Raw genomic sequence first — 11785 nt, 5'->3', positions numbered from 1 at the left:
AGCCTCAGCAGGTGAGCGCCAGCGCGCCGATTTTGTCCGGCCGGAAACCGGACCAGTGATCGTCACCGGCGATAATCACCGGAACCTGCTGATAACCCAATGATTTAACGTGGTTCAGCGCCTGCTGATCCTGGGTGAGATCGATCACCTGATAATCAATCCCCTGCTTATCAAATGCGCGATAGGTGGCGTTGCACTGGACACAGTCCGGCTTACTGTAAATAATAATGCTCATGATTCGCATTTACCTTTAGACTGAAGGAAAGGCGGACAAGTCAGATAACGGAGCATCGTTCCTGGCGTTTCTGACGGCGTTATCAACCGAACGACATTCCCTGCGGCTGACCTATAAAATACTATATGTTGATATTTGTTTTATCAACCACGCTATATATGGTGTTTTGTGGGGTTAAGTGCGCAGACCGCGTCGGAGCTGGGAAGGCGAGGGGAAAATTTTTTTTCGGGTGGGAAATTCCCCCCTCTCAGAGAAGAGGGGGAGGCGAACGCATTATTGGCGCATGCTGACGGCCAGCCGGTTGAAGGCGTTCATGATGCTGATGGCGAAGGTCAGATCGGCGATCTCGGTATCGCTGAAGTGCGCTTTCAGCGCCTCAAAAGCGCTGTCCGGCGCGCCGGTGGCGGCGATCAGCGTCACCGACTCGGCCCATTCCAGCGCGGCGCGTTCGCGCTCGCTGAACTCATGGCTGACGCGCCAGCCCGCCAGCGTATCGAGTTTGGCGTGGCTGAAGCCGCTTTCGCGCAGCGCTTTACCGTGCATGTCCAGGCAGTAGGCGCAGCCGTTGATCTGAGAAACGCGCATAAACATCAACTCGATGGTCGCTTTGTCCAGAGCGCCTTTCTCCAGCGCCATCAGCGCGCTCACCATATTTTTGTACGGGGCGGGCGCCAGCTCGGCGTAATTCAAACGTTGCTTAATCATGGTCAACCTCAATCGATAGTAACGAAATCATGGCGCTACTTTAGCGGCCTTATGGTCTATGCTATAGGGCCATAAAATGATTATTTAACCGGGCCATGATGCCAACTTTCCTGACCTCGCTGCGTTTGGACAGCCGTCTCGCCGAACCGCTGTACCGGCAGATTTATCTGCGAATCAAAGACGCCATCGCCCAGGGCAACCTGGCGGCGGGCAGCCGGCTGCCTTCGGTACGCGGGTTGGCGAGCGATCTTGGCGTGGCGCGCGCCACGGTGGAAAGCGCCTATGCTCAACTGATCGCCGAAGGTTTTTTGCAGAGCCGGGGGCAGGCAGGCACCTATGTCTCGCCGCAGTTGCCGCCCATGCAGGGGGCGGCGTCCGCTGCACCGCCGTTGCCGGCGGTGGCGCCCGATCCGCTGCAGCCGCAGGGCATGCTGCAGCCTTTCCAACTGGGCGTGCCGGCGCTGGATGCGTTTCCACGTGCGCTGTGGCAGCGCATTGTCGCCCGCCAGCTGCGCGGTTCTACGGTGGCTTCCCTGGCGCTGCCGCCGGCCGGCGGCCTGCCTGAACTGCGTGAGGCGATCGCCCATTATCTGCATTTGTCGCGCGGCATCAGCTGCCAGCCGGAGCAGATTTTCCTCTGCGCCGGCTACCCGGCGCTGTTGGACTGGGTGGTGGAGACGCTGTTGCACGCCGGTGACGCGGTATGGATCGAAGATCCCGGTTATCCGGTTACGCGCCCGCTGCTGCGGGCCGCCGGCGTGAGGCCGGTCGCCGTGCCGGTGGATGAACAGGGAATGGACGTGGCCGCCGGTATCCTGACGGAGCCCGAGGCGCGGCTGGCGGTGGTCACGCCGACTCATCAGAGCCCGCTCGGCGTCTCGCTCAGCCTGGCGCGGCGGATGGCGCTGCTCGACTGGGCGCAGCAGCGCGGGGCCTGGATCCTCGAGGATGACTACGACAGCGAGTTTCGCTATCACGGGCGACCATTGCCGCCGCTGAAAAGCCTCGATGTTCAGGGGCGGGTGCTGTACGCCGGCACTTTCAGCAAAACGCTGTTCCCGGCGCTGCGCATGGCTTATCTGGTGGTGCCCGCCGGTCTGACGGCGGCATTCGCGCGCAGCAGCCGGCTGCGCGGCTGCGGCTGCCCGCCGCTGCTGCAGGCAAGCGTGGCGGATTTCATCCGCCAAGGGCATTTCTACCGCCACCTGAAACGCATGCGGCCGCTGTACCGCCAGCGTCGCGAGTGGTTGACGCAGGCGCTGGAACGGCAGCTGGGGGCCTGGCTGACGGTGGTGCCGCAGCAGGGCGGCATTCAGCTGTTGGCTCGGCTGCATCACGGGCTGGCGGATGCGCCGTTGGCGGCGAAAGCGTGGCGGCAGGGGCTGGCGGCGCAGGCGTTGTCGGATTGGCAAATCGATCGTCCGGCGGGGCAGGGGTTACTGTTGGGGTTCGCCAATTTCAGCCGGCGAGAGGAGGCGGAGCGGGCGGTGCAGGGGCTAGCGCAGCTGTTTAAACACGCAAATTAAACGGCCCGCGATTTCCGCGGGCCAGACGCACATCTGTTTTATCTTTATGACTGCAGGGGTGTTAACGCCGGGCCAGCAGCACGCCGAGCACGATGCCGACGGCGGCACCGATCCCTACGCCCTGCCAAGGTTTGTCACGCACATAGCTGTCGGCTTGATCGACCGCGTCGCGCGCATGCTGTGTCAGACTGGTGGAGCCATTGAACCGCGCCCGGGCGTCGCGCAACACGCCTTTCGCCTTGCTGTGCAGCTCTTTCAGTTCCTCTTTGGTCTTGTCACCGGACTCGCGCAACACTTCATCCAGCGTATCGGCCAACAGAGTGACGTCCTGATCGATGTCGCGTTCTGTTCTTTCCGCTTTCTTAAACATTCAGCTCTCCATTTCGACACATGTCTTTTAAGTGTAGACCATGTCGAGATTTGCGTGGCCGATCACGGAAAAAAACCGCCGTCACGCAGGTGTTTGCCGGCACCTGGGCTTTGTACATTTGGTTACTCGGCGAAACCAATCACTCACGGAAGCGGCGGTTTGATTCCACTAGTATCTGTTTCAACGGCTCCACCGGAGCTTACCGAAACAACACTCTGAGGATTTAAAGATGAAAAAAGTATTAGCGCTGATCGTTGCTGCCACTATGGGTCTGTCTTCTGTTGCTTTCGCTGCTGATACTGCAGCTACTGCTCCGGCTACCACCACCGCGCCAGCTGCGACCACCACTACCGCTGCGCCAGCGGCGGCTGCTGAAAAAGCGCCAGCTAAAGCGACGCACCACAAGAAAGCCAAGCACCACAAAAAAGCGCCAGCCCAGAAAGCTCAGGCCGCTAAAAAGCACCACAAAAAAGCGCCGGCTCAGAAAGCCCAGGCAGCTAAAAAGCACCACAAAAAAGCGCCAGTGCAGAAAGCTCAGGCCGCTAAAAAACACCACAAAAAAGCCGGTAAAAAAGCGTAATTAAGTGATGTTTGCGGAACCGAAAGGTTCCGCACGCTCCAGTCCGTACTCCAGACACCCGGTTCTTCCGGGTGTCTTCTTTTGAGGCGACGCACGATGATCAATCGCTATCTGTTTGAAGTCATTTTCAGCGCGGTAACCCTGTGCGGGGTGATCGTCGGCTGGGAACTGTTTTTGGCCGGCAGCTTTTTGTGATCATTGCGCCGCGGCGGTTTCATGCAAATGCCGCCAGCCGAGCGCGTTGCGCTGGCGTTCAAACACCACCGTGGAGTAGCGCAGCGTGGCGCTTTGTCCCGGCAGACTCTGTTTTTCCCGGTAGCTGACTACCGCACCCGTCGGCCATTCGGCCACCAGCTTCATCTCTTCTATCTCGATTTCCAGACCCGGTTTGGCGGCGCGATGCGCGCGGAAAAAAGCGCACAGCGCGGTGAAATCCAGCGTGGCGCCGTTCAGCGCGATCATGCTGAAATCCGGCGTAAAGCGCGCCAGCAGCGCCTGCTCCTCTCCGGCGCCTTTGCCCAGCCAGCGTTCAATGGCGATGTGGGCGTCGATCACTTCGGTAAAATACGGGTTCATAAAGCATCCTGTTGAGCGTTGAGTTGGCGCACGATGGCGCGGTTGGCGAGGCGCAGACACAGCAACAGCGGGATAAGTGTGCTGGCGCCCGCCAGAATGAAGCAGGTTCGGTAAGCCGCCGCGGGCGGCAACACGGCCAGCAGCAGATTCAGCAGCAGACTGAGCAGCGCCACGCCGAGGCAAAAACTGAGCTGGCGGTTGATATTCCACAGTGCGCTGGCGTCCGCCAATTGGCCGTCGGGGATCTGCAGAAACGCGCTGCTCTGCGCGGTGCTGCTGCACAGGCTGCCGCCGAACCCCATCAGGGCGAAGGCGGCGATCTGCCACGCGTGCTGCCCGGCCTGATCGATCTGCGCCAGCGTCAGCATGCCGGCACCTTGCAACAGACAGCCGGCGATCAGCAGCGGCCGCGGGCCGAGGCGATTAAAGCTTTTGCCGGTCAGCGTGATGGCCAGGAACGACGCCAGCGCCCAGGGCAGCATCAGGCCGCCGACCTGCGCGGCGGGCATCCCCAGCTGGTTTTGCAAATACAGCATCGCCACCAGGCTGACGCCGATGAACAGGCCGGGAATGCACAAATAAACCGCCATGGCGTTGCGCAGCAGCGGATCGCCGACCAGCCGCAGGTTCAGCAGCGGCTGCGGGGTGCGCAGGCTATGGCGCAGATAATAGGCCAGCACCAGCAGGCCGGCGGCCAGCAGCGCCGCGCCGGAAACCTGATGACCGGCTTCGCTCAGCCGGGTCAGGCCGAGCAGCAGCAGCGTCAGCGCCGCGCAGGCGCTCAGTAATCCAGTCGCGTCGAGCGGTTTGCGCGCCGCCGTCGGCGTTTCCGCACGTAGCCACAACGCCGCCAGTGCCAGGGCCAGGGCCGCCAGCGGCAGGTTGGCGAAAAACACCCAGCGCCAGTCCAACCGATCGACGAGCCAGCCGCCCAGCGCCGGTGACAGCGCCGGCGCCAGCAGCCCGACCAACATGATGGCGGCCGACAGCCCGGCGCGTTCATGGCTGCGGTACAGCTGATAGGTCAGCGTCTGGCCGATGGGGATCAGCAAGCCGCCGCCCATGCCCTGCAGGGTGCGCCAGCCGATCAGCGCGCCGATGCTGTCGGCGTTGCCCGCGCCGAGGGTGGCCAGCATGAACAGCGCCAGGGAGAGCAGAAACACCCGCCGCCCGCCGATGCGCTGCGCCAGCCAGGCGCTGAGCGGGATCACCAGCGTCAGGCCGAGAATATAGCCGTTGCTGACCCACGCCAGCTGGCTGACCGATGCTCGCATCGCCTGGCCGATGGCGGGGTAGGCGACGTTGGCGATAAACATATTGATCAAATCGACGAAAAAGCCGAGCAGATAGACGATTGCCACTTTGCTGCGATAAGACATGGTGCCTCCGGTTGAAGGCGGGCAGTGTAGCGGGGGGAAAAGTGCGGATAAATCGGCGGCGGGCGATTACACTGTCAAAATCATTTTGACAATAAGGGCGGCGAAATGCTGAATTTGCAGCGCCTGGCGATCTTCGCGGCGGTGGTGGAGGCGGGCAGCTTTACCGCAGCAGCGGTGGCGCTGGGGCAAACCAAGGCGGTGGTGAGCTTTAACGTCAAGCAGCTGGAGAATGAGCTGGGGGTGTCACTGCTGGTGCGCAGCACCCGCCGATTATCGCTGACCGATGCCGGCGAACGCTTCTACCAGCGCAGCCTGCAGTTGTTGCAGGAGGCGGAGAACGTGCTCGACGACGTGCGCCGCGATCATCACGGGCTGAGCGGCGTGCTGCGCATCACCAGCACGCCGGAGTACGGCGCGCAGGTGGTGGCGCCGGCGCTGGCGGCGTTTTCGCGCCAGCATCCGCGCCTGCGCATCCAGCATGTGTCTTCTTCTTATCATGCCGATCTGATCTCGGAGCGCTTCGACGTGGCGATCCGTCTGGGCCAGCTGGCGGATTCCAGCCACCGCGCGGCCTTGATCGACAGCTTCGCCATTTTTCCGGTGGCGGCGCCGGATTATCTGGCCGACCGGCCGATGCATTCGCTGACGGATCTGGCGCAGGCGCAGTGGATCGCCCACAGCCGGCTCAGTTCGCCCCTCAGCTGGCAGGTGGTCACGCCGCAGCGCGAAGCGGTGCTGTTCAAGGTGGCGGACGCCGCCACGCTTACCGGCGACAGCGCCGCGGCATTGCTGGCGTTCGCCCTGCATGGCGCCGGGGTGGCGTTGCTGCCGGCGTGGCTGGCGCAGCCCGAGATCGACGCCGGCAGGCTGCAGCGGTTGCTGCCGGATCACCGTTTCCCCGAGCAGAGCATCTATGCGCTCTACCCGAATACCCGCCATGTGCCGGAGAAGGTGCGGGCGTTTATCGATTTTCTGCGCGCGCGGGTGGCGGCAAAATCGTTAGCGAAATAATAATTCGTTATCACTCTCTCATTTATCATCAAATCTCATCGGGGTATGCTGGAGGGCTTCGTCTACCCCGTCCGATGCGAGCCACCTTCGATGACCGCAGAAAATAACTTCCAGCTGAACCGACGCATTCTGTCCGTGGTGATGTTCACCTTCGTCTGCTACCTGACCATCGGCCTGCCGCTGGCGGTGCTGCCGGGATTTGTGCATGACCACCTGGGCTACAACTCGGTGTTGGCGGGCCTTATCATCAGTGCGCAATACTTCGCCACGCTGTTCAGCCGTCCGCATGCCGGGCGCTACGCCGATCAGCTGGGGCCGAAGAAGGTGGTGCTGTTCGGCCTGACGTGCTGCGGCGCCAGCGGGCTGTTTTACGCGCTGGCGTTTGGCGTTGACGGTTATCCGTGGCTCAGCCTGCTGCTGCTGTGCGTGGGGCGGGTGTTTCTCGGCGTCGGCGAAAGCTTCGCCAGCACCGGTTCCACGCTGTGGGGCATCGGCCGGGTCGGGGCGATGCACACCGCACGGGTGATTTCCTGGAACGGCGTCGCCACCTACGGGGCGATGGCGGCTGGCGCGCCGCTCGGCGTGTACCTGAATCAGCAGTGGGGCTTGGCCGGGGTGGCGGCGCTGATCGTGCTGGCGGTCGCGGTGGCGCTGCTGTTGGCGAGCGGCAAGCCGGACGTCTCGATCGCCGCCGGGCAGCGCATCGCCTTCAGCGCGGTGTTCGGCCGCATCTGGGCCTATGGTCTCGGGCTGGCGATGGGCACCGTCGGCTTCGGCGTCATCGCCACGTTCATCACCCTTTACTACGCCGACAAGGGCTGGAGCGGCGCGGCGTTTTCGCTGACGCTGTTCAGCTGCGCCTTCGTCGGCATCCGCCTGATCTTCAGCAACGTCATCAACCGCCACGGCGGGTTGAAGGTGACGCTGGCGTCGTTTCTGGTCGAGATCGTCGGGCTGCTGTTGATCTGGCAGGCCGGCGAACCCTGGATAGTGCAAACAGGCGCGTTGCTGGCCGGCGCCGGTTTTTCGCTGGTGTTCCCGGCGCTGGGCGTTGAGGCGGTGAAACAGGTGCCGCCGCAGAACCAGGGCACGGCGCTCGGCACTTATTCGGCGTTCCTCGACCTGGCGTTGGGCATCACCGGCCCGCTGGCCGGGCTGCTGATTGGGCAAGCGGGCGTGCCGTCGATCTATCTGGCGGCGGCGCTGCTGGTGGCGATCGGGGTGCTGCTCACCCTGCGCCTGCTGCAGCGCAGCCGGCGCTGATTCAGGAATAGTCCGAAACCCGGATTCCTCCCCAGAAAATCGTTGTTTCGGTGAATGATTACGGTAAGGTCGCTCAGCGGTCCAGAATGAGAGGAGGAATCGATGTATTTACGGCCGGATGAAGTGGCTAAAGTGTTGGAGAATACCGGCTTTGAGCGTGATTATGTCACCGATCAGGCCTATGGCTACCGCAAGGGTACGCATTATGTGTATGTGAATCGCGAAGCGCGGATGGGCAGAACCGCATTGGTGATCCACCCGGCGTTGAAAGAGAGAAGCGTGCATTTCGCCACGCCGACCTCGCCGGTGCGCACCAGCGAGCAGTATCTGGAGTTTCCCCTGGATTTAAGCAGCGACGCCCCGAACCTGCGTTACGGCATCGCACACGGCTTCAGCTCGCGCGAAGCGCTGTCGCGCTACCTCTACAGCATGTTCCTGTAATCGGTCCCCCGCCCGGGGGACGCGATCAGCCGTGGGCCAACGCTTCGCGGTTGAAACGCTCATTGTAGGCGCGGCGGAACTGCGCCAGTTCAAATGCATCGATATCCAGCTCGGCGAAGTAAAACAGCGCCGCTTCGGTGTGCTCGGCGTGCAGCTCCGGCGACAGCCCGGCGCGCAGCAGCACGTCGCGCCACAGGGCAATCTGTTCGTCGTCCGCCTGTTTGATGAACGTCAGATAGATGAACAGCAGGTAAGCGGCCTGGTGCATCTCTTCGGTGTAGCCGTTGTTCAGCATGCGGATAAAGGTCTGGCTTTGGCGGCCGCCCATTTCCTGGATCATCGATTCGATCAGCATCGGTTTGACCCTCAGCAGATGGGCCAGCGAATCGATGGCTTTGCGGGTGTCGGACGTCAGAATGCGGTAACCGATAATAAATACGACGATCAGGACGGCGAGGATGATCCAGGTCATTTAGGCTTTATTACACTCTCAATACGCCAGAAGAGGGAGAGGCGCTGTGCGACAGCGCCCGCTATCAATGCTGTTCGCCGCTGAAATTACCGACCGCGCTCTGCTGGCGCAGATGGTGGTTAAAGGTGGCCGCGTCTTTGGCCAACGCGTCGAGATGGGCGCCAAGCATTTTGATCTGCTTGACCAGCGCATGTTGTTCCGGCACCGAACTGGCGGTGCTCAGTTTGCGCGCCAGTTGTTCATTCTGCGCCCGCAGCGCGGCTTCGCGCTGTTTGGCTTCTTCCAGCAGTTGCTGCAGCGCCTGGTAGCTCTGCTGCCATTCGCGGTGTTGCCGTTCGAAGCTGCTCTGCAACTCATTCATCGCATTTTGAAACTGGATTTCCAGCTCGCGCATTGTCATGGGCTCGATCCTTTGCGGCACTCAATGATGGCTTAGCAGTATAGCGAAAACTGCTCGCAAGCTCACCCGTTGACGACAAATGAGACACATGCCGCTGACAATTCCCGGCTTGCAACCGTGGCAAGGCGTCTTACAATCGACCCCATTCCCGGCCGTAAAGGCTGCCGTTCAAGAGAGGTGGAACATGAGCGAGCAGGAAAAAGACTTTTTTGAACAGGCGATGGCGGACGTGGTGCCGCTGGCGAACGGGCGGCAGACCTTGCACCTCCGGCCGCAGGAGACGGTGGACAAAAGCGCGCGGCGCGAAGCACAGCGGCTGCGGCAGGAAAACTTCCTCAGCACCGATTTTCTCGAGGTGATCCCCTGCGAACAGCCGCTGGAGTTCAAAGGGGAAGGCATTCAGCAGGGCGTGCTGGACAAGCTGCGCAACGGGCGTTACCCGCCGCAGGCGTCGCTGAACCTGCTGCGTCAGCCGGTCGAAGCCAGCCGGCAGGCGCTGTTTCGCTTCATCGTGCAGGCGGAGGCGCAAAACCTGCGTTCGCTGCTGATCGTGCATGGCCGCGGGCGGCAGAACGACAGCCATCCGAATATCGTGCGCAGTTACGTCGCCAAATGGCTGGCGCAGTTTGAACAGGTGCAGGCGTTTTGCCGCGCCTTACCGCGCGACGGCGGCGAGGGCGCCTGCTACGTCACGCTGCGTAAATCGGCGCAGGCCAGGGCGGAAAACTTTGAGCGCCACGCCAAGCGCAGCCGTTGAAAGGATTGCCGAAATAAAATGGCCGGCGAATATCGCCGGCCATCGATGAATTATTTATTAAATATTTTATAGTCCAGCGAATAACGGCCGGCGCCGGTCACCGCCAGCAACAGCAAACCACCAATGATGCTGATGTTTTTAAAGAAGTTGATTTCGTTGCCCATCATTTCCATACCGGTCATTTTCCAGAATGGATGGCCGATAAACGCGGTGCCCAAAACATAGAGGGCGAAAATGACCGCGATAGGGCGAGTAAACAGGCCGAGAATAAGCGCGATGCCGAAAATAAACTCCACCACCACGGCAACGATCGCCGCCAAATAAGGCATCGGCGTGCCGTAACCTTCCATCGCCGTGACGGTCGCACCGAAGTTGACCAGTTTCATCCAACCGAAAATGATAAACAGAATCATCAGCAATATGCGGGACAGCAGAATTACGCCGTCTTTTGAGCTATCACCCATTTCGAACTCCTTAGCCACTGTCGGAATTATGTTGTCTTACTGTATAAAGATTAGAACAATTTACGTTTTTTTCTAGCGGCGACGGGCGGTTGCGCCACTTTTTTCGATGGGCGAGACGCGTGGTGAAGCCGGCGGTATTGCCTATACTTGACTCTGGAGCAAAAACAATAAAACAGGCAATGTGAGGCCATGATGGATGAGGAATTGACCGCCGCCGGTTACCGCCGTTATTCCGGTGATAAGATTGACGTTTATTTTAACAGTGCAGTTTGCCGCCATTCCGCCAACTGCGTGCATGGCAACGCGGCTATTTTTACCCTGAATCGCCGCCCGTGGATTATGCCGGACAATGCCGAGCCGGCCGAGGTGAAACGCGTTATCGACAGCTGCCCCAGCGGCGCACTTAAATATAGGGAGAAATCATATGGATCATAAAATCTTGGCAGACGACAAGCGTTTTTATATCAATGATGAGCAAGGCAAGCTGATCGCCGAGATCTCTTTCGTGCCGAGCGGCGACAAGCTGACCATTATCGATCACACCTGGGTGGATGAGTCATTGAAGGGGCAGGGCGTCGGCAAAAAGCTGGTGGCGCTGGTGGTGGAGAAAATGCGCGCTGAGCAGCGTAAAGTCATTCCGCTGTGCCCGTTCGCCAAGCATGAGTTTGATACCACGCCAGCCTATCAGGACATTCGCGCCTGAGGCGATAACGGGGCGCGGCGCGCGCCCCGAGCGTTCAGCAGACGCCGAAATCGCCGTCTTCATGGTACAGCGCCACCTCGCTGGCCTGCACCTCCGTGCGCTGCTCTTTACCCAGTTCATTCCAGCTGCAAACCAGGGTTTCGCCGTCGATCGCCACCACGGTCATCTTTGGGCCGCCGGTGGTGCGTTGTACAAAATCACCGATATTGAATGCCATGCGTTCCTCCACAACAGATTAAACCTCACCTATTGATAACACAGAATGGCGCTACCGTTGGCAGATGTTTCGTTATGCATTAAATTATACAGCGATTATCACCAGGGAGAGCAGACTAACATGCCGGGATTATTGATGTTTTATGTGGGGGGTACGGCACCGGGCGCCAATATTGAGTTGCACGACGTGCAGTTCGCGGCGGCGGATCGGCCGGATGAGGCGTATCCGCTGCTGCGCGAAAAGTGGTTCGGCGATAAGCGCAAGGTGCATGTCGACGGTTATGCGCGCATCGACTGGGCGGACGGTTACGACGTGAGCCTGGAGCCTGCGCCGTTCGCCGGTGAAGAGAAGCTGTTTTTCGTTAACGTGGGCGGTTACCGCAGCGATGAGCTGGCGGAACTGCACCAGTTCGGCCTGTTTGTGGCGCGCTCTGCCGGCGAGGCGAAAGACAAAGCCAAACGAGTGCTGCTGACCGATAGCGCGCAGCAGCACAAGGATGACCTGGCCGAGGTGGACGACTGCCTGCTGCTGCAGGCGCTGCAGGGTTATCACGTTCATCTGCGGGCCAACCCGCACGGCAAACCGGCCCGGCCGCTGTGGCAGGGGTATCTGCCGATTGGTGAGTAACGTTGGGGGGAGGCGACCTCCCCAAATTTGGCGGTGTTAATGGTGTACTGCAGGTGAAT

General features: G+C 60.6%; 18 protein-coding genes. 9 read left to right on the top strand and 9 right to left on the bottom strand.

The genetic code is table 11. From position 1 onward, the window contains the following. Nucleotides 1-4: 4 nt before the first annotated feature. Complete coding sequence (nrdH, locus tag GT753_RS20105) at nt 5-235, bottom strand: glutaredoxin-like protein NrdH (protein ID WP_004928934.1); 231 nt, start codon at nt 233-235, stop codon at nt 5-7. A gap of 273 nt (nt 236-508) precedes the next feature. Beyond that, nucleotides 509-940, bottom strand: coding sequence for a carboxymuconolactone decarboxylase family protein (locus tag GT753_RS20100; RefSeq protein WP_015378864.1), 432 nt, complete (start codon nt 938-940; stop codon nt 509-511). A 95-nt stretch (nt 941-1035) separates the two neighbouring features. Between GT753_RS20100 and GT753_RS20095 the strand changes: the two genes are divergently transcribed. Beyond that, nucleotides 1036-2466 carry a PLP-dependent aminotransferase family protein gene (locus GT753_RS20095; RefSeq protein WP_015378863.1) on the top strand — a complete coding sequence of 477 codons (1431 nt, stop codon included), beginning with the start codon at nt 1036-1038 and terminating at the stop codon, nt 2464-2466. A gap of 61 nt (nt 2467-2527) precedes the next feature. On the opposite strand, the gene GT753_RS20090 is transcribed toward GT753_RS20095, so the two are convergent. After that, nucleotides 2528-2836, bottom strand: a complete 309-nt coding sequence (locus GT753_RS20090; protein ID WP_004928950.1) for a YqjD family protein — start codon at nt 2834-2836, stop codon at nt 2528-2530. A 229-nt stretch (nt 2837-3065) separates the two neighbouring features. On the opposite strand from GT753_RS20090, the gene asr reads away from it, so the two are divergent. Next, a complete protein-coding gene (asr, locus tag GT753_RS20085) occupies nt 3066-3416 on the top strand; it encodes an acid resistance repetitive basic protein Asr (protein WP_004928953.1) in 351 nt (116 codons plus the stop codon). Nucleotides 3417-3611: 195 nt separating this feature from the next. Here the strand turns inward: asr and GT753_RS20080 are convergent, their stop codons facing one another. Together GT753_RS20080 and GT753_RS20075 are read right to left on the bottom strand one after the other, a co-directional pair. Then, nucleotides 3612-3992, bottom strand: a complete 381-nt coding sequence (locus GT753_RS20080; protein WP_015378861.1) for a DUF4440 domain-containing protein — start codon at nt 3990-3992, stop codon at nt 3612-3614. Then, nucleotides 3989-5371 (bottom strand): MFS transporter, encoded by a 1383-nt coding sequence (locus GT753_RS20075; protein ID WP_015378860.1) that lies wholly within the window; start codon nt 5369-5371, stop codon nt 3989-3991. Before GT753_RS20075 ends, GT753_RS20080 begins: the two co-directional genes overlap by 4 nt. 105 nt (nt 5372-5476) lie before the next feature. On the opposite strand from GT753_RS20075, the gene GT753_RS20070 reads away from it, so the two are divergent. The 3 genes from GT753_RS20070 (at nt 5477) to GT753_RS20060 (ending at nt 8086) form a co-directional block, all read left to right on the top strand. Beyond that, nucleotides 5477-6382: a LysR family transcriptional regulator gene (locus GT753_RS20070; RefSeq protein WP_015378859.1), complete on the top strand. Its 906-nt coding sequence runs from the start codon at nt 5477-5479 to the stop codon at nt 6380-6382. 90 nt (nt 6383-6472) lie between these two features. Then, the gene (locus GT753_RS20065) at nt 6473-7645 is read left to right on the top strand and encodes an MFS transporter (RefSeq protein ID WP_015378858.1); all 1173 of its coding nucleotides are present in this window, start codon (nt 6473-6475) and stop codon (nt 7643-7645) included. Between the two features lie 102 nt (nt 7646-7747). Then, on the top strand, nt 7748-8086 hold the full coding sequence (locus GT753_RS20060) for a DUF2002 family protein (RefSeq protein ID WP_004928971.1): 339 nt from the start codon (nt 7748-7750) through the stop codon (nt 8084-8086). Between the two features lie 25 nt (nt 8087-8111). On the opposite strand, the gene GT753_RS20055 is transcribed toward GT753_RS20060, so the two are convergent. Continuing rightward, nucleotides 8112-8558, bottom strand: coding sequence for a DUF1198 family protein (locus tag GT753_RS20055; RefSeq protein ID WP_004928974.1), 447 nt, complete (start codon nt 8556-8558; stop codon nt 8112-8114). Nucleotides 8559-8622: 64 nt separating this feature from the next. Further along, nucleotides 8623-8958 (bottom strand): MbeD/MobD family mobilization/exclusion protein, encoded by a 336-nt coding sequence (locus GT753_RS20050; protein WP_004928976.1) that lies wholly within the window; start codon nt 8956-8958, stop codon nt 8623-8625. Between the two features lie 184 nt (nt 8959-9142). On the opposite strand from GT753_RS20050, the gene smrA reads away from it, so the two are divergent. After that, on the top strand, nt 9143-9715 hold the full coding sequence (gene smrA, locus GT753_RS20045) for a DNA endonuclease SmrA (RefSeq protein WP_015378857.1): 573 nt from the start codon (nt 9143-9145) through the stop codon (nt 9713-9715). A 50-nt stretch (nt 9716-9765) separates the two neighbouring features. Here the strand turns inward: smrA and GT753_RS20040 are convergent, their stop codons facing one another. Further along, nucleotides 9766-10179 (bottom strand): DoxX family protein, encoded by a 414-nt coding sequence (locus GT753_RS20040; protein ID WP_004928980.1) that lies wholly within the window; start codon nt 10177-10179, stop codon nt 9766-9768. A gap of 192 nt (nt 10180-10371) precedes the next feature. Between GT753_RS20040 and GT753_RS20035 the strand changes: the two genes are divergently transcribed. Beyond that, the gene (locus tag GT753_RS20035; protein ID WP_004928981.1) at nt 10372-10614 is read left to right on the top strand and encodes a (4Fe-4S)-binding protein; all 243 of its coding nucleotides are present in this window, start codon (nt 10372-10374) and stop codon (nt 10612-10614) included. Beyond that, nucleotides 10604-10882, top strand: a complete 279-nt coding sequence (locus GT753_RS20030; RefSeq protein WP_160125886.1) for a GNAT family N-acetyltransferase — start codon at nt 10604-10606, stop codon at nt 10880-10882. Before GT753_RS20035 ends, GT753_RS20030 begins: the two co-directional genes overlap by 11 nt. 34 nt (nt 10883-10916) lie before the next feature. On the opposite strand, the gene GT753_RS20025 is transcribed toward GT753_RS20030, so the two are convergent. Beyond that, nucleotides 10917-11099, bottom strand: coding sequence for a YodC family protein (locus GT753_RS20025; protein WP_015378856.1), 183 nt, complete (start codon nt 11097-11099; stop codon nt 10917-10919). Between the two features lie 120 nt (nt 11100-11219). Here GT753_RS20025 and GT753_RS20020 point away from each other — a divergent pair, with 120 nt between their 5' ends. After that, nucleotides 11220-11726: a DUF1543 domain-containing protein gene (locus tag GT753_RS20020; RefSeq protein ID WP_118891764.1), complete on the top strand. Its 507-nt coding sequence runs from the start codon at nt 11220-11222 to the stop codon at nt 11724-11726. Nucleotides 11727-11785 lie beyond the last annotated feature (59 nt).

Origin of the sequence: Serratia sp. Z4, from assembly GCF_009900725.1 — a bacterium.
Taxonomy (GTDB): Bacteria; Pseudomonadota; Gammaproteobacteria; order Enterobacterales; family Enterobacteriaceae; genus Serratia; species Serratia nematodiphila.
The sequence above is the reverse complement of the archived record's forward strand: the minus strand, read 5'-3'. Positions and strand labels throughout refer to the sequence as shown.